This window comes from Candidatus Protochlamydia naegleriophila (genome assembly GCF_001499655.1).
Classification (GTDB): domain Bacteria; phylum Chlamydiota; class Chlamydiia; order Chlamydiales; family Parachlamydiaceae; genus Protochlamydia; species Protochlamydia naegleriophila.
The window spans coordinates 1,094,948-1,111,855 of record NZ_LN879502.1; the positions used below are offsets into that span (position 1 = coordinate 1,094,948).

Genomic DNA, 16,908 nt, shown 5'->3' on the forward strand with positions numbered 1-16,908 from the left:
TTCAATGATGTTTCTGGCTTGTCCGCTGTTTATGCCCAAATGGCAGTGTGATAACTAGCTCTGTAAATTGACCATATACCGTATTGGCAATTAAGGTTCCTTCGTGACCTTGTACAATATTATAACTCAAGGAGAGCCCAAGGCCTGTGCCTTCTCCTGTTGGCTTGGTTGTAAAAAAGGGAGTGAAGAGCTTTGAATAAACTTCCTCAGACATTCCCATCCCATTGTCCCATATTTTTATTACGGCGTGGTCGTGGTGATTTTCAGTCGATACGCGGACGATTGGAATAAAAGAGGATGGCTCGAGTAGCTTCCTTTGATGAACGGCATAGTAGGCATTATTGAGCAAATTAAGAAAGACTCGGCTCATTTCTTGAGGGACAAGCGGAATAAGAGGGAGCGTTTGATCGTAAAATTTCTCGATTTTGACATTAAAAGATATATCTTGGGCTCGCATGCCGTGATAAGATAAGCCAACATATTCATCAAGCAGGGAATTTAAATTGGTTAAATCCTCTTCGCCAGGCGTCCCTCGCGAATGTTGAAGCATATTACGTACAATGCTGTCAGCCCGTTTTCCATGTTCGAAAATTTTAGTCATATTGAGTTCAAGCCTTTCAAATAACTCATCAAGTTCGCTCTTTTCCTCCTCGGATGGCTGTGCTTGGATTTGAGAAAGTTTTTTGCGGATTTCTGTTTGTATATCTAATGAAAGCTCTGCAAAGTTATTGATGAAGTTTAAGGGGTTTTTGATCTCATGCGCAATACCGGCTGTCAAGGCTCCAAGAGAGGCTAGTTTTTCTTGATTGATCAAACGGTTTTGTGTTTGTTGAAGTTCGTCTATTGTTTGCTCAAGCTGGATATTTTGCATTTCGACTTCTTGCGTCCTGGTTGCCACAAGCGTATCGAGGTTTTGGATCATATTATTTAATTGAGAGGCCATGTCGTTAAAAGACTCGCCTAGCCGTCCAATTTCATTCTTTGATGGATTTTCAATGCGTTGCGAGAGGTCACCAGCCGCCATGAGACGTGTTTTTTTTGTTAGAATTAAAAGAGGATGGGTAATTTCTTTGGCAACGTTCGAGGCGACCAGTGCGACAATTGCAGCGGTCGTCATGCCTAAGATCCAAAAAAGGTATTTCAATTTATTAATAGGAGCTAAAAGCTCTTCTGTATCCATCTTGGTAATGATTCCCAAATTTAAGGCTGGCAGAAAATGCCTTCCAACCATCAGGGTTTCTTTGTCTCGGTAGTCTATGACTCTATCAACTAGCCGTTGGCCCTCCAAGACTTGTTGAATAAACTTTCCAAAGGAGCTAGCTGAAGAAATTTCATGTACAGCGATTCCATCGTCTAAATTGCGCAAAGGCGTAATAGAGACAATTTCTTTCTTATCTTTACCAACTAAAATCGTTTCACCAGTATTTCCTAAGCCATTATAATTCCCTATCAAACGATAAATAGCCAAATTGTCGAGTTGGACCAAAACAACCCCTTCTAATTTGCCGTCTTTTAGTGTCGGTACGCTAATGAAGGTAGTTGGAGCTGTGGGCTGAAAATAGAGCAGAGGGGAGACCTGGATCTCTAAGAAGTTGGCAGTATTGTTGATGACTTCTACAAGATCGGGAATAGGAGGGGAATTGCTGAGTAAATTCATTCCGACTTTTAAGTAGGAAGGAAAAAGAGAAAAAACAATTTCACCATCTTTTGTTAACAAAAACATGTTTCGATAACCGAGAGTTTCGGTTTTATAGGCCAAAAGCGAGCGATATTCCTGTTCGATCGTTTGATACGGGGGTGCGAATCTTCCTAGCATCAACGCTTGCCTAAAAGCTTCGGTTGCCTCTGCCAATGTTTCGTCTTTGGCTAAGTAGGCCGCGTTGCGCTCTTTTTCCTTGAAATAGGTCTCGATCAATTGAGCTTGCCTTAGACTTAAAGCCCGTAAGTGATTGGTTGACTGATCTAAAATGATTTTTTTAGACAATTCATAAGATACAAAGGTTGTCCAGCCAAGAGGCAGCAATACAAGGAGTAGAAACCATAAAATGAGATGCACTCTTAGACTTAAATTTCGAAAAAAAGTGAATGGATTTTGCATGTCAGCCTTTACGGAGAAGCATTGGGCGGTATGATTTCTTTATATAAATAGTCTGTTAATTCATCCCACTCGGCTTGCGAGCGATGAATTTCAAAAGGTACTGGGCGAATGGGAGTCTTTGATTGCCAGACAATCCTGAATTGTCCATTGGGCTGGACCTGCCCAATTCTGACAAATTTCCATGCTCTTCTCCCTTCGATATCCATGATAACAGTTCCTTCTGGGGCTTCTATGCGCATGCTGGCAAGGATGTAGCTCAAAGCTCTTGGATTGGTCGTTCCAGCTTCTGCCACGGCTTTCGCCCATAAATGCACGCCTAGATAAGTCGCCTCGGTCGCGTTATCAATCGCTTTTAAATCAGAAAAAGTCTGGAAATTTTTTACAAATGCGTGGTTGCGTGGCGTATCAATGCTTTGAAAATAGTTCCAAGTAGCATAAGTGCCAACTATCTCTTCAGGGGCTTGTTGCAATATAATCTCATCGGTACTCAGCGAAAAAACGGGAGGAGGTAATGCCGTTACTCCAGCCTTAACCAAATTCGTGTAAAAAGCATTGTTGCTTTCACTTATTAAAGAGCTTAAAATGGCGTCTGGTTTCTTTGCTTCAATATCGAGCATGAGATCATCCATCTCCTGCTCGTGGATTGGAATGTATGTCTCCCCTACTATTTCACCTTCTAGAGCGCTCAATTGATCTTTGACCATCGTACTAATGAGGTGCGAGAGAATGTAATCTTTTGAACCGACTAAGTAAATGCGCTTGCCTACATTTTTTAGGATGTATGCGACTGTTGGCAATACTTGCTGGTTAAGAGTCGCTCCCACCCAAATAATATTGGGAGAGGTTAGGGTGCCTTCAAATTGAAAAGGATTAATCAACAAGCTGTTATATTTTTCAAATAACTCTTTAGTTGTGTAGCGGCTGGCCTTTGTCCATCCTCCAAAAAATACATCGACATGATCTTTTGAAATGAGCCGTTCAATGGCCGGTTTGGCTTTTTCCCAATCTGATTGGGCGTCTATAATGATGGGCTCAATTTTTCTTTCATGAATTCCTCCTTTTTGATTGATCTCTTCAATAGCCATTAAGGCAGCTTCTAATGCCGGCTTTTCCGCTTGGGCACGAAATCCGGTAGTAGAAAAGACTAATCCAACTTTGAAAGGAGTAGAGGAAGGACGGAAAAAATAGAAGTCAAAGACGAATAAGCTGATTTGGAAGATCAATAGCAAAATGAATAAAATGGCTAGGAGTGTTCTCATGTTTGCTCTTAAAGTTCCATTCGTTATTAGAGACACCTCGTGCTTTGAACTCTTAAGTTATCTGGCAGTTCCATTCTTTTAGATGTTGAACGCTAGGAGATCTCATCAAGTAACATTTCATCTTTCCATAAAAGCATAAAAATTTGAATTCATAAATAAATTTTTTTATTAATACTGGCTCTGGAATTCACGAAGCGTTTGGTCGAGCATTAGCTTGATAAGCCAAAGAAAAAATAAGCCTAATCTGTTTTACGATATGACGAATGTCTTTTTGATTAAGTTAGGGTGATTTAAATAACATCCGGCTCGGCGCAGTTTTGGCTTGATGCTCTAAAAGGGAAGGAAGAAGGAGTGTAAAACAAACATTTGCTTGACGTTTTACTGAGATAAAGTGTGGCAGCAATACACAGACTTTTTATTTATTAGATTGTTTGTTATATTAAAACCCTTATTGAGAAAGGAATGAAGGAAAAAGTGCATGGCAAATCGTTTAACCGCGCGGATCACGGGGCTAGGATCTTATCTTCCCGAGCGTATCTTGACAAATCAAGATTTAGAAAAGCTAGTCGAGACGACTAATGAATGGATCGTTTCGCGGACCGGTATGCATGAGCGCCGTTTAGCTGCAAAGGATGAATTTCCGTCTGATATGGGAGCCTATGCGGCTCAAAAAGCGCTCGACTCAGCAGGAATAGGATCTGATCAAATTGATATGATTATTGTTGCGACGATGAGTCCTGACTATGTCTCTCCTAGTACAGCCAATCTCATTCAATCCAAGATCGGGGCGTCAAAAGCAGCGGCAATGGATATACAGGCGGCTTGTACCGGCTTTTTATACGCTCTTTCGCTGGCTAAGGCCTACCTTGAATCAAAAATGTACAAATACATCCTTGTTGTGGCAGCAGAAAAAATGTCGGCTTTTATCGATTATAAAGACCGTGCAACCTGTGTATTGTTTGGAGACGGGGCAGCAGCAGCAGTTGTGGCAGTCGAAGGAGAAGGGCTCCGCATTGATACACTCTGTTTGGGAGCCGATGGCGATTTAGCCAATTTGATTTTCATTCCAGCAGGCGGGTCCCGCAATCCAGCTTCGGCAGAGACTGTAGCACAAGGATTGCATTACTTTAAAATGAGTGGCAATGAAGTGTTTAAGCACGCCGTAAGGCGCATGAGCGCGGCAGCTCGTGATTGCCTTGCCCAGGCAGGACTTGAAGAGGCCAATCTGAGCTGGCTAGTTCCCCATCAAGCCAATAAGCGAATCATTGACGCCATAGCTAAAAACTTTAACATTCCCGATGAAAAAGTATACCAGACCGTTCACAAATATGGGAACACATCGGCATCCAGCATTGCGATTGCCTTGGATGAATTAATGCGCGAACAAGAATTTAATGATGGAGAACATCTGTTATTGACCGCTTTTGGTGGCGGTTTAACGTGGGGAGCCTCCATCCTGACAAAAGTGGCAAGATAAAGGGATATATGGAAAAGAAAATTCACCGCATTGCTTTTTTATTTCCAGGACAAGGAGCGCAGTATCCTGGAATGGCTCAAGATTTTGCTCAACAGTTTTCTGCTGCTCGTTTGACTTTTGAAGAGGCTGACGATTTATTAAAACGTCCTCTTTCTACTGCTGTTTTTAATGGTTCTGAAGAAGAGCTGACGCAAACTAAGAATAGCCAGACAGGAATTTTTGTCGCGAGTATGGCTGTGCTGCGCGTTGTACGCGAGCTTTATGATTTGCAGCCTTTTGCTTGCGCAGGTTTGAGCCTTGGAGAATACACAGCTTTGACAGCTGGTGAATGGCTTCCTTTTCGTCATGCCTTGCCTCTGGTTCAGCATCGCGGGGATTTTATGCACGCCGCTTGCGAACAGACCAAAGGGACGATGGCTGTCGTCATGGGATTGGACAACGAAGTTGTAGAAAGCATGGTTCACAAGATCAATCTACCCAATGATTTATGGGTAGCCAATTTCAACTGTCCTGGACAAATTGTCCTTTCTGGAACAGCAAAAGGCATTGAAGCAGGCTCTGCGGCAGCAAAAGAACTTGGAGCAAAGAGGGTCCTTCCACTTCAGGTTTCAGGAGCTTTTCATAGTGGCCTGATGCAGCCGGCAGAGGATCGTTTGGCACCTTTCATCGAACAAGCGCCTTTTGTGCAAGGCTGCTCTCAACTTATCATGAATGTTCCTGGAGATTTTGTTTCTGAACTTTCTCAAGTCAAGCACAATTTGATTAAGCAAGTGACTCATTCTGTGCGCTGGGAGCAAGGCATTCGGGCTCTTGAAAAGCAGAGCGTCGATTTATTTATCGAATTTGGGCCAGGTAAAACGCTGTCGGGATTGAACAAACGCATCGGTGCAAAAGCCCCTACGCTATCAATTGAAAAAGTTGAAGATCTAGACCTATTAAAGACTATAGAGAAAGGATAAATGATGAAACAGTTGCTAAAAGATCAGGTCGCCATCATTACCGGAGGAAATGCCGGAATTGGAAAAGCCATTGCGTTGAAATTTGCCGAAGAGGGAGCAAAAGTCGTTATATTTGGAACGAATGCAGAGGCTGGTGCTTCAGCGGTGGCAGAGATTCGAAGCCAAACGCAAACTTCCGATGTTCATTTTGCTGTAGTCGATGTCTCTCAAACTGGAGCGGTTGATGAGGCCATGAAAAAAGTCGTCGAGCAATTTGGTCAAATAGATATTCTGGTCAATAATGCTGGGATCACAGCTGATCAGCTTTTAATGAAAATGTCGGAGCAGGACTGGGATCGGGTGCTCGATATTAACTTGAAGTCCTGTTATAATACCTGCCGAGCTGTTGTGCGTGGGATGATGAAAGCTAAAAAGGGAAGAGTTATCAATATTAGCTCTGTTGTTGGATTAACCGGCAATGCAGGTCAAGTCAATTACGCGGCTTCAAAAGCAGGAATGATTGGTTTTACAAAAGCTTTAGCTAAAGAGCTCGCATCGCGAGGGATTTTGGTCAATTGCATTGCTCCCGGTTTTATTCGCACTAAGATGACCGACCTTTTATCAGATGCCCAAAAAGAGGCGATTTTAAAAGATATTCCGCTAGGTCATATGGGAGAGGTGGCCGACATAGCCAATATGGCATGGTTTTTAGCTAGCCCTCTTTCTAGCTATATCACTGGTCAAGTTTTGACTGTGGATGGCGGAATGGTGATGTAATAGGCAACTTTGGAAGTTGTCCTAATGATAAAAAAGTTTGGAAGATACACAGTTTAAGTCATTTCAACAGTTGATTTAAAATGAGACTTTTTAAGAAAATATCCTCTTTTAGTTGAAAGGGAAAATGGACCATTTAAAAGTTTTCCCTTTCATGCATAGAGTTCCTTGCTATTGACCCTTGAATAATGGATTCATTTGCTAATTGATAGGGAATAGAGTCCATTTTGGCAAAGATTATACGAGCTTAGAGGCTTATTCGATTAAATGATCAAGAGTTCTCTGTGTAAATGACTAATTTATAAATTTAATGAAAAAATTAACAGCCTTAACGAAAGGATACTTATGTCAATTGAACAAGAAGTAATTGATATTGTTGTAGAACAATTGGGAGTCGATAAAGACGATGTAACGACAGAAAAATCGTTTGTCGAAGATCTCAACGCAGATTCATTGGATTTGACAGAGCTCATCATGACTTTCGAAGAGCGTTTTGGATGCGAAATTTCTCAAGAAGATGCTGAGAAGCTCAAGACCGTTCGCGATGTCATCAGCTACCTTGAAAACCGCAAAGGTTAGTGGATAGTCAAAAGCAAGCCATGCGAAAGCATGGCTTGCTTTTATTCGGTAATTCTCTCGAAATCGATTCTCGACCACTCTATTAGCTCATTCTATTCATTATTTAGTAAATAGCAGTGTTGCTATTTGTGCTAAAATTTTCCTCTAGTCGCGATTTTCGAATGCTATGAGCTCAAAAGTTGCATCGAGCTATTTTTGCCTATAAATAGTCACAGCGTATGGAGCTTTAAAAATTTTCCGACATGGCTAAAATTGATGGGATAAAAATAAGGCCTCAGGTAATGTTTGGCAAAATTGCAGGTGTTATTTGAGCATGATTTTAGGGGATTGAGTGGCATTAAGCTGAATGGAATGATCTTTTGTTGCTTAAAATGACGCATCTCTTTTTAGGAGGCCTTTTAACCTCGACTAAGTTATTTGAGAAATCTGCTCGGCAAAAGTCATTTAGTTTTCTACTCTCTCTCTTGAATGTCTAATCCTAAAATAGTAATTGTTGATCATTTGCTGGTTTTGAGAGCATGTGATTAATCTCTGCTAAATTCAATGGACGATCTTTTCCTAAGCCAAGAGGGAGCCCATTTAGCGATCTGTGATACTTATTTGTGTTTTGTTAGAAGGATAAATAAACAATGAATCTATTTTTCATCGCTGCTTTCCTGTGCTACTTTGCCATTCTATTAATAATAGGGCTTCTTGCTCACAAAAAGCAAACCTCTTCTGCTGATTTCATCATGGGCAACCGTTCTTTGAGCTTTTGGCTGGTCGCTCTTTCGGCGCATGCAAGCGATATGAGTGCTTGGTTATTTATGGGCCTTCCAATGTCTGTTTTTTTGCTGGGATTATCTCAGGTCTGGATAGCCTTTGGACTGGTAGCTGGCATGTTCTTGAACTGGCAATTTGTTGCTCCTAAACTGCGTGCGATGACAGAAAAATACGACTGTTATACCCTTTCCTCTTTTTTTGAGAAGCGCTTTCAAGATCGTTCAGGAACGATCAGATCCCTAAGCGCTGTCATGCTCGTTCTATTTTTGACTCACTATTTATCTGCTGGAATGATTGGCATCGGGGTGCTGCTAGAGTCTCTTTTTGGCTTAAATTACTATGTGGGTTTGTTGCTGACGGTATGCGTTGTTGTTGCTTATACGCTCGTTGGCGGCTTTGTCGCTGTGGCTTGGACCGATCTTGTTCAAGGCATGTTTTTGTTATTAGTCATTTTAATTGTTCCAGCTTTAGCCTTGTTTAAAATGGATGGTTTTGCTGAAGTGGCAAATTTTGCAGCCATGAAAGATATTCCTTTGTCGATTTTACCAAGCAGCGATCCCTTAGCCTGGCTTTCGATGCTTTTATTGGCCTTTAGCTGGGGGGTAGGCTATTTTGGCATGCCGCATGTTGTAACTAAATTCATGAGTATTAAAAGCCCTTCTGAATTGAATAAATCTAAATGGCTTGGAATGAGTTGGCAGTTAGTTGTGTTGTCTGCGGCAATAATGGTGGGAGTTATCGCTGTTGGCTTTTTTCCAGAAGGTCTTTCAGACCCTCAGATGGTATTCGTTGAAATGGTCAAATCCCTTTTTTCCCCATTTTTAGCCGGATTCATTCTTTGCGCCGTTTTAGCAGCTAGCCTATCAACGATGGATTCGCAGATTTTGGTCTGTGCCTCGGTTTTGAGCGAGGACATCTATTGTAGGCTGGCTCATCATTCTTTAACGCCTGAAAAGAAATTGCTAAGTTCTCGCTTTGGGGTAGTAGGAGTTTCTATTGTGGCTTTCATGCTTTCTATGAATAAAAGCGTTACAATTATGGAAACGGTGAGCTATTCATGGGCAGGGCTTGGCAGTGCTTTTGGGCCTTTAGTGCTGACCTCTCTTTATTCAAAAAAGGCTAATCGCTACGGAGCGGTCTCAGGCATTATTGTTGGTGGGATTGTCGTTATGACATGGCCTCATCTTAATCCAATGCTTATGGCTTATCACATTCCAGCCATGATACCAGGCTTTTTATCTGGCATGGGCTCTATCTTTTTGGTATCTGCATTGACGAACAGGACTGTGGGGGATAGGGAGTCGATGCCCCTTGTACATGAGCAGGTTTCTTAAACCCGAATTTATGTATAGCACAAATTATAGTGAATCGATCTACTTAGATTCCCTGGTTGGCATCCAAGTAGATCGAAAATGTAGATTTGCGGCTATTAGCTCTCTAAGAAATCAACTGATTTTCTTGGAAAATGCCTTCTTCTACTCTGCCGTCGGCGTAAGTGATTTTTCCTTGTCCATCCATATAGGCATTTTTTAAACCACCCTCGTATTGATCGCCTGCGGGTGAGCGTAAAATGCCTCGGCCCGTAATAAAGGCAACATCCGACAAGTCTGTGAGAGACTTAGGATATAGCGTGTAGCTAAACCCATTGGTTAACTTGATGTCTGCGTATGGAGTATCACCAAGGTGAAGCCTTCCCTCGGCTCCATCGCTCCAAAAGAGGTCAGGGCTGCCTAGTTGCGGTTCCTTATTTTGTTCGTAATCGGCCTCGGCATGCGTTGAAAAGGTGAACGTTTTATCATCGCGGCAAAAATGGTAGACCGCTTTTATTATGCCTTTTCCATCTTTAAGCCCGTCTTTAAAGCAGCCTTCATAGTAGGTTTTCACGGTTGCATGATTTATTTTTCCGTTGGATTCCTCTCGAATTCCTTCTCTTAAGCATCCTTCCTCATATAAGCCTTCTTCAATAATTTCTGAGCCATCTTTGGTATGGCGAAGTATTTTACCGATTCCGTGAGGTAAGCCGTTTTGAAGGGCCCCTCTATATTCGACAGGGCTGCCTTTTAAATCGAATCTGAGGGTTCCTCGAGAGGTTGTCAATTCCCCATCCTCAAAAGATGAGCTCTCATAAATGCGCTCATTCTGATAGTTAACCCATCCAGATACAAAGCGGTTCTCTTTAAACTCCCCTTCGAGTAAAACTTTTTTCTGAGGATCTCTTGGAAGTCCCTGGTAAAATAGGCCGTGCCCATGCAATTTGCCAGCTTCTAGATCTCCGACATAGGTGATAGACTCTTTCCAGACTAATATGCATGAGCCATTCGCATCTTTTAGCTCAATTGGTTGCTGCGTTTCATCGTAAATGTCTGCAGCATCCAAAGCATCTTCTAGAGTGTCATAGTCATATAGATAGGCTTCAATAAGGCAAGTTTCTAGCAGGTCGTCTTCAATTGCAGCGAGCTCTTCGAGTTCGTCATCAAAATCGGAAGAGGTGGCTGATTGGGAAGAGCGGCTCGAATGCAAGCTCTCATCTCCATAGTCATCTTCAAAGCCAGAAACGGTTGGTGAGCTAAGCGGGAAGTGCCCAGACAGACTTTTAGATTGCAAGGGTAAATGCAAATTGGGAATTAGCGGGACCTGGGAAGGGGTTGCCTGAGAAGGATTTGGATGATGAGGCTGTGGTGATTCTATCGGAGATTGAACTGGCGATGATACACTATCTCGAGACAATTTTGGTGACTGCGGCCATTCTGCCACCTTGGTGGATCCTAGTGGAAGGAGCAGGGATGGTTCTTTTTCAAAAGAAATTGGGCTTTGACTTCTAGGTGAAGAGAGCGGAGATGCTTTTGGGGAATGTCTTGGTGTTCCTCTTTCTCTTTCTGTAATTTGCGGCTTCTCTTGATCGCTTTCAGAAGAAGGTGGTTTCAAAGGCGTTGATCGCGGCTCGATTCTAGGGGTGTGATCTTTGCGGGGTGAGTGAATGCGTTCCGCTTGAAGTGAAGGCAATGCATTTTGAGTTGCCTTAAAAATAGGCTGTGAAGCCCCATTGATTCGTCTAATGAGTTGAATGGAAACGTGGCTGGTAAGCGAAATAAACGTCCAAATTCTTCCTAGGAAAAACGTGATGTTTTGGATCAAACTAACTGAACTTGGATGAGATCTTTCCAGCGAAACCGGAGAAATGTTCGGAAATGTGATCATGATAAACCTATGTTGTGTTATTTGAAGAACGGCTCTTGTTCGCCATTCAATATAATAGGCCTCTTTTCAAACTTGCTTTGATTTAAAATTGAAAATTTTTGGCGCAAAGAGCCAAAATGGCAATTTTTCAATCAAAGCAAGTTTCGAAATTAGTCTAATGTCAAGTTAGAAAATTTAGCAGATCATCTTAATAATTTAAAGATAAATTAAATTTTGTATTAACTTTGATCTTTATTTGAAAATTGTTGATATTTAATTTACAAGTTGTTGTCGAAAGTAAAAAAAGAATCACGGTGAGTGGGGTAATTAATGAGCAGTCAGCATTGTTGACTGCTCAAAGAAGATTAGAGAGTGGATGGGATATTATTATCGAGTGAGGGGGTTGTTTTGGTCCACATGGAAACTAAGTAGATGGCGAGCGCACTCAAAATAAATCCTGGGATCATGGGAAGGAGTTCATATTGAGTTAAAAGGGGATTGAGTGTTGGCCAGATCATGACAACGCAGGTTCCCACGATCATTCCTGCGATGGCTCCGTAGCGATTGGTTTTTTCGGAGTAGAGGCTCATTAAGACCATGGGTCCGAATGCACTGCCCAGTCCTGACCAGGAGTAGAGGACGGTATCTAAGATGGTCGAGCTTTTATTGAAGGCCAGTAAGAGAGCAAAAACAGCCACGGCTACAACGCTTAATTTTGAGAACCATAGCAGTTTGCGATCAGAGGGAGGGGTTTTGTGAAAGTGCTTGTATAAGTCTTCACTCAGTATCGATCCGCACACCAAAATTTGAGAATCCATCGTTGACATATTGGCAGCGATAACGGAGCAAAGGATGAATCCTGCTACGAAGGGATTAAATAAGTCCTTTACCATTTCAACGAAGACCATCTCTGGTTTTTCGAGCCCATTGGGAAAATAAGCAATGCCGATTAATCCAACGACGGCAGCAGCTCCCAAAGCGACTACTTGCCAAGACATTCCTAGCCATTTCGATTTGTGCATTTCTTTAACGTCTCTGATTCCCATGAATTTGGTAATGATGTGAGGCATTCCAAAATAGCCAAGCCCCCATCCAAGCGATAAAGATAAAATTTTGACCCAGGAGTCAAAAGTGTTGTCGCCGGCAAATGTGAGGGGAATATTTTTTTGCTGAGCAATCTCTATGATAGAGTGCCACCCATCAATCTTTGAAAATGCCATGAATGGCACTAGAATGATCATGAGGAGGAGGAAAATGCCTTGAAATAAATCAGTCCAAGCAACTGTTGTATAACCTCCAACAAATGTATAGATCACTACGACTAGCATGGCAAGTGAAAGGCCGAAAAAGTAATTTAAATTAAAGAGAGATTCAAGCAGATATCCCATGGCAATCAGTCCAGCCGAGAGATAGTGGGTTAAAAAGATTACCATGATGACGGCACTGAGCAATCTAATAGAGCCGGAATGATCGTGAAAGCGCTTTTCAAAAAAAGAAGAAAGGGTATAGCAGTCATATTTTTCAGTCATCGAACGAAGCTTGGGGGCGACAAACTGCCAATTGAGAAACATGCCGCCTAAAAGGCCCACGGCAATCCAGACATGGGGGAGACCTAATACTAGAATGGTCATTGGAAAGGCCATGAAAAGCCAGGCACTCATGTCACTTGCATGCGCAGAAAGAGCGACCAGCCAAAAACTCAATGAGCGATTACCCATGATGAAATCAGAGGAGGTTTTCTGTTTCGTGTGAAAAATAAGTCCGAGAATAAGTAATAAACTGAAATAAACGATGAAGGCTGCGATGACTTGAGTATGCATAAGTGTTTCTCGTAAAACTCTTGGATTAACGGTTTAACTATTCTATCTTTTTGAGAAAAGTTTAAAATGAATCTCTGGATTTGCTTTGGCCTTTTTCTTATAAACACTTGCGAATTAATAGGCCAGATAAGAGGTGAGATCTAAAATCAATTATTGGGGCGACGGGTTTGAATCGTCGCCGAACGAGAATTTTTTGAAAACTTATAAGCACAATATCCAGCAGTAGCAGCGCCTGCTAACATAAGGAGCTTTATCGAAAAGTTGAGAGTTCTGTTCTAAGAGATGAGAGCCTGCAAATGCCACGAGTGTCCCGGCAAAAAAGGCGTTAGGCATTAAACAAGTCGATGCACATGAGGTCCCAATTAATACGAAAGTGCAGGCATGGCGTTGGAAAAAATGCTCTGTTGTCCAGACCGTCTGTTCCAAGCGCATGGAAAGAATAGGGGGACATATCTAATCTGCTTTTAATCAATATGTTAACGGGGCGACATGAGTCATTTATTTTAAACAAAGAGTAGGAATAAAAAGATCAGATCATGTTTTTAATAAGAGATTAATACAAGTTTTATTGTTAATGATAAAAAGAAAAGTAGTTATAGAAAAAGCAGAAAGAGGGACCCTGCGACAAAAGATTTTAATCGTTCAGCCGGAATGAGCTGAACGATTCTTTTAAGGAGAGTTTATGCTACCAAGGCCTGGGCTGGTTGAGAGGCTGGATAAAATAAGTCCATGCCGATCTTGGTTGCGACATTGCCGGCTACGACTCCGCCTAAGATTGGCATTAGCGCAACAGTCCAAGAACTAGTGTAAAAGACTGTTGCCAGAGCTGCTGCATCGACAGCCGCAGCTAGAGCTAGCACAAATTCTGTTGTGTTAACGTATTTAGGCCCGAATTTTGAATCCTTAATGTAGGGATTGTGCTCATCTTTAATATAGGTATCAATCAGTTTGCGAAGTTCCAAGCGAACAATCACCGCTGCGATGGTACCCGGTAAGAAGAGATGGGGAGCAAAATAGGCCGTGGCACAGGTCGATGCTGCAAAGAAAATCGTTTGGTAATTGCTTGCTACAAAGTTAGATGTCTTATTTGATGCAGCTTTGCAACCGGCAGCCACAGCTTCTGTTCCCTTCGTAATACCATTTGTTATCGACTGCTTGCCCTTTGAAACTCCATCAGATAGTGTTGTAACACAGCTGTCTGCGTAATAGCGGGCATTAGCATCGACTGCATTCAAAGTTGTACTTAAATAATTCATTTTAACCTTTTTTTATTATTAATATTATTAAAACGTATTACTTTTTAATTTATTTAAATAAATTTTATTATATTTAATAATATTAGTCAATTGTTAGTTTAAAATTAATTTATTTGTTGAGGATTAAACAACTGTTAAGGTTTATTAGTATTTATCTGCTTGCACTTTTGATCTTATGCAGATAAACTATTCTTTTTATTGAAAAGGGGGCAATTTTGATCTGTTCAATGATGATAGCGCTGCCCAGAACATACGTTTGAAAAAAGAGGAGCCATGAAGAAAGCTAAATTACTGATTATTGGATCTGGTCCAGCTGGGTATACGGCTGCCATTTATGCGGCACGTGCCAATTTAGAGCCTGTTTTATTTGAAGGTTTTTATACAGGGCCGGCTGGTGGTCAGTTGATGACAACGACGGAAGTCGAGAATTTTCCGGGTTTTCCAGAAGGAATTACAGGTCCAGAATTGGTTGATCGGTTTCGACAGCAAGCGATTCGCTTTGGGACAGAAGTGATTAGTGAAGATGTTGAAAGTGTAGATTTACAAAGTTATCCATTTGTTGTTAAAGGGCGTAAGACACATTACGAGGCCCAAGCAATCATTGTCTCGACTGGCGCTACGGCCAAGCGTTTGGAGATCCCAGGAGCCGGAGATGGTGAGTTTTGGCAAAAAGGCGTCACAGCTTGTGCTGTGTGCGATGGGGCTGCTCCTATTTTTCGCAATCGCCCTTTATTTGTGATTGGAGGGGGGGATTCAGCTGTAGAAGAGGCGACTTTCTTGACTAAATTTGGAAGCCGTGTCTATATCGTGCATCGAAGAGACAAATTGCGTGCTTCAAAGATTATGCAAGAGCGGGCTATGAATCATCCTAAGATTGAGATTCTATGGGATTCGGAAGTGGTGCATGTCGGAGGGGATCAGGTAGTGCGCAACGTGACTGTCAAGAATGTTAAGACCAACGAATTGACTGAACATGAAGCAGGGGGGCTATTCTTTGCGATTGGTCATACACCCAATACAGCTTTTTTAAATGATCAATTAGAAGTGCATCCTAATGGCTATATCAAAGTCTTTAAAGGGACCCATACGAGTATAGAAGGGGTTTTTGCTGCAGGGGATGTCCAGGACCACGAGTACCGCCAAGCGATTACGGCAGCTGGCAGTGGATGCATGTCTGCTCTTGATGCCGAAAGATGGCTTGCCGAAAAAGGATTGGACACCTAATGCGTTTGGGAAAAAATGGCTTAATCTGCATTTTTTTCTTCTCCTTATTACCTATTTTGGGGTGGACTGTAGAGTATCGTCCCTGGATAGGTAATTACCTCGAATTTGAGTGGAATTCTACTTTGCGCTTTCAAGCCTTTCAAGATTTAGCTGCCGGTTCTCATCGATTCCCTTATGCTTCGCATGATTTTTTTTTAACGACAAGCCTGGCCTTGGCTGCAAAGCCTGATTTTTCTTTGGATGTAGAAGCGACAGCTGCTCGGACTCGACGGCAAAGTGGTAGCATCGATCAGATCAGGTTAAATGGGCGTATCGTGTGGTTAGACGACATTGTGGGCGATCCAGTTACTTTAACAACCGGGGCTGGCTTCATTCAGGCTTTTGACTGGAGTTTGAAAGATAAAAGCTCCTTCCATCACGGCCGAAGCGAGGCAGAGATTTTTTTGTCAGTTGGCAAAGAGTGGGCTCAGGGTGACCAATGGATTTCAAGAGCTTGGGCAATGGCTGCTTTGGGATCTGCCGCAAGGGGATCTCCTTGGATGCGCTATGATATGGCTTATGCGCAGCGCATCAAACAATGTCATGAGTTTGAATTCTTTGTCCATACGCTATGGGGGCTGGGGAGTAAGCAGCTCCATCGCTCTCATTTTCATGGGTATGGTGCGATTGATCATCAATCGATTGATTTAGGATGCCGCTATACTTATCTTATCCAGTTTTTTGGCAGTGCATCGATTGAATATGCTAAACGGGTTTATGCACGCAATTTTCCTGTTCAGGCTCACCAAATTAGCCTCTCATTACTCTATACTTTTGGCCTATAGGCAAACGGCAAGCATTCACAGTTGTTTGCTAAGGAAGACATCACAGAAGTTATGTGATATCTTCCAGACAAATGCAATGCAGATCTAATGAGCTCTTACTAAGAATCTCTATCATAATCGCGCAGGCGATAGACATTTAACCTCTAAAATTGATCGTGGCAGAACCTGAAGCTCTATACTTAGGTGGCTGGCAAATCCAGCTGATCTTCAAAGGCAAAGATGTCTACAAAAATTTTCAACTCATTGTTGAGTCGATGTTCAATAAGAAAACTCCATTTTTCTGGCTTGTCTGTGTTTTGACTTTCAGGATGCATTTTAAAGCCTGCTTGTAGACGCAGTTCTCTCCAGGCCAGATCCGTGATTGTTCGATGGGCTTTGTGAGATTGTTCGAATCGATTAAGGGAGCGGAAATCTAAAAATAAGGTGACATGTCGAACAACGTCATCACATAACTCTTTTCCACACCATCTTATAAGGCCGATTTTCTGTATTTTGGCATTGACTTCAAAACAACCATCCTCTCTTGCTCTTTTTACTCCCTTTTTTTCTGATGCTTGCGAGGTAGTTGATAGGCTGAAGGTTAAAAAATTTGATGAATCGTTGGAATTACACTCATCTATATAAATTGAATCAATATTAAATGAATGAATTGGATCATTATTAATCATTTATAAAAACCTGTTGTTATTATTAAAAATGCATATTTATTATAAATAAATC

At 41.9% G+C, this 16,908-nt stretch carries 14 protein-coding genes; 7 read left to right on the forward strand and 7 right to left on the reverse strand.

Features of this window, described 5'->3' with window-relative positions; genetic code table 11:
* Position 1: 1 nt before the first annotated feature.
* Positions 2 to 2,098, reverse strand: coding sequence for a sensor histidine kinase (locus tag PNK_RS04470; RefSeq protein WP_051981927.1), 2,097 nt, complete (start codon positions 2,096 to 2,098; stop codon positions 2 to 4).
* A gap of 8 nt (positions 2,099 to 2,106) precedes the next feature.
* The gene (locus PNK_RS04475; protein ID WP_059060556.1) at positions 2,107 to 3,357 is read right to left on the reverse strand and encodes an urea ABC transporter substrate-binding protein; all 1,251 of its coding nucleotides are present in this window, start codon (positions 3,355 to 3,357) and stop codon (positions 2,107 to 2,109) included.
* Positions 3,358 to 3,835: 478 nt separating this feature from the next.
* Between PNK_RS04475 and PNK_RS04480 the strand changes: the two genes are divergently transcribed.
* The 5 genes from PNK_RS04480 (at position 3,836) to PNK_RS04500 (ending at position 9,221) form a co-directional block, all read left to right on the forward strand.
* Positions 3,836 to 4,834 carry a beta-ketoacyl-ACP synthase III gene (locus tag PNK_RS04480; protein WP_032125395.1) on the forward strand — a complete coding sequence of 333 codons (999 nt, stop codon included), beginning with the start codon at positions 3,836 to 3,838 and terminating at the stop codon, positions 4,832 to 4,834.
* A gap of 8 nt (positions 4,835 to 4,842) precedes the next feature.
* Positions 4,843 to 5,793 (forward strand): ACP S-malonyltransferase, encoded by a 951-nt coding sequence (fabD, locus tag PNK_RS04485; protein WP_032125396.1) that lies wholly within the window; start codon positions 4,843 to 4,845, stop codon positions 5,791 to 5,793.
* A 3-nt stretch (positions 5,794 to 5,796) separates the two neighbouring features.
* Positions 5,797 to 6,549, forward strand: a complete 753-nt coding sequence (gene fabG, locus PNK_RS04490) for a 3-oxoacyl-ACP reductase FabG (RefSeq protein ID WP_059060559.1) — start codon at positions 5,797 to 5,799, stop codon at positions 6,547 to 6,549.
* A gap of 342 nt (positions 6,550 to 6,891) precedes the next feature.
* Positions 6,892 to 7,125 (forward strand): acyl carrier protein, encoded by a 234-nt coding sequence (gene acpP / locus PNK_RS04495; protein ID WP_032125398.1) that lies wholly within the window; start codon positions 6,892 to 6,894, stop codon positions 7,123 to 7,125.
* A 629-nt stretch (positions 7,126 to 7,754) separates the two neighbouring features.
* Complete coding sequence (locus tag PNK_RS04500) at positions 7,755 to 9,221, forward strand: sodium/proline symporter (RefSeq protein WP_059060560.1); 1,467 nt, start codon at positions 7,755 to 7,757, stop codon at positions 9,219 to 9,221.
* A 103-nt stretch (positions 9,222 to 9,324) separates the two neighbouring features.
* Here PNK_RS04500 and PNK_RS04505 read toward each other — a convergent pair whose 3' ends face one another.
* The 4 genes from PNK_RS04505 to PNK_RS04520 all read right to left on the reverse strand — a co-directional run bounded on the left by PNK_RS04505 (position 9,325) and on the right by PNK_RS04520 (position 14,140).
* The gene (locus PNK_RS04505; protein WP_059060562.1) at positions 9,325 to 11,085 is read right to left on the reverse strand and encodes an MORN repeat-containing protein; all 1,761 of its coding nucleotides are present in this window, start codon (positions 11,083 to 11,085) and stop codon (positions 9,325 to 9,327) included.
* A 344-nt stretch (positions 11,086 to 11,429) separates the two neighbouring features.
* A complete protein-coding gene (locus tag PNK_RS04510; RefSeq protein WP_032125400.1) occupies positions 11,430 to 12,884 on the reverse strand; it encodes a sodium/proline symporter in 1,455 nt (484 codons plus the stop codon).
* A 325-nt stretch (positions 12,885 to 13,209) separates the two neighbouring features.
* Positions 13,210 to 13,335 carry a hypothetical protein gene (locus PNK_RS13865; protein ID WP_269446524.1) on the reverse strand — a complete coding sequence of 42 codons (126 nt, stop codon included), beginning with the start codon at positions 13,333 to 13,335 and terminating at the stop codon, positions 13,210 to 13,212.
* 229 nt (positions 13,336 to 13,564) lie between these two features.
* Positions 13,565 to 14,140: a hypothetical protein gene (locus PNK_RS04520; protein WP_032125402.1), complete on the reverse strand. Its 576-nt coding sequence runs from the start codon at positions 14,138 to 14,140 to the stop codon at positions 13,565 to 13,567.
* 273 nt (positions 14,141 to 14,413) lie between these two features.
* Between PNK_RS04520 and trxB the strand changes: the two genes are divergently transcribed.
* Positions 14,414 to 15,364 (forward strand): thioredoxin-disulfide reductase, encoded by a 951-nt coding sequence (gene trxB / locus PNK_RS04525; RefSeq protein ID WP_032125403.1) that lies wholly within the window; start codon positions 14,414 to 14,416, stop codon positions 15,362 to 15,364.
* Positions 15,364 to 16,188, forward strand: a complete 825-nt coding sequence (locus PNK_RS04530; RefSeq protein WP_059060567.1) for a hypothetical protein — start codon at positions 15,364 to 15,366, stop codon at positions 16,186 to 16,188. Before trxB ends, PNK_RS04530 begins: the two co-directional genes overlap by 1 nt.
* Before the next feature lie 179 nt (positions 16,189 to 16,367).
* On the opposite strand, the gene PNK_RS04535 is transcribed toward PNK_RS04530, so the two are convergent.
* Positions 16,368 to 16,856 carry a hypothetical protein gene (locus PNK_RS04535; protein ID WP_032125405.1) on the reverse strand — a complete coding sequence of 163 codons (489 nt, stop codon included), beginning with the start codon at positions 16,854 to 16,856 and terminating at the stop codon, positions 16,368 to 16,370.
* Positions 16,857 to 16,908: the final 52 nt, after the last annotated feature.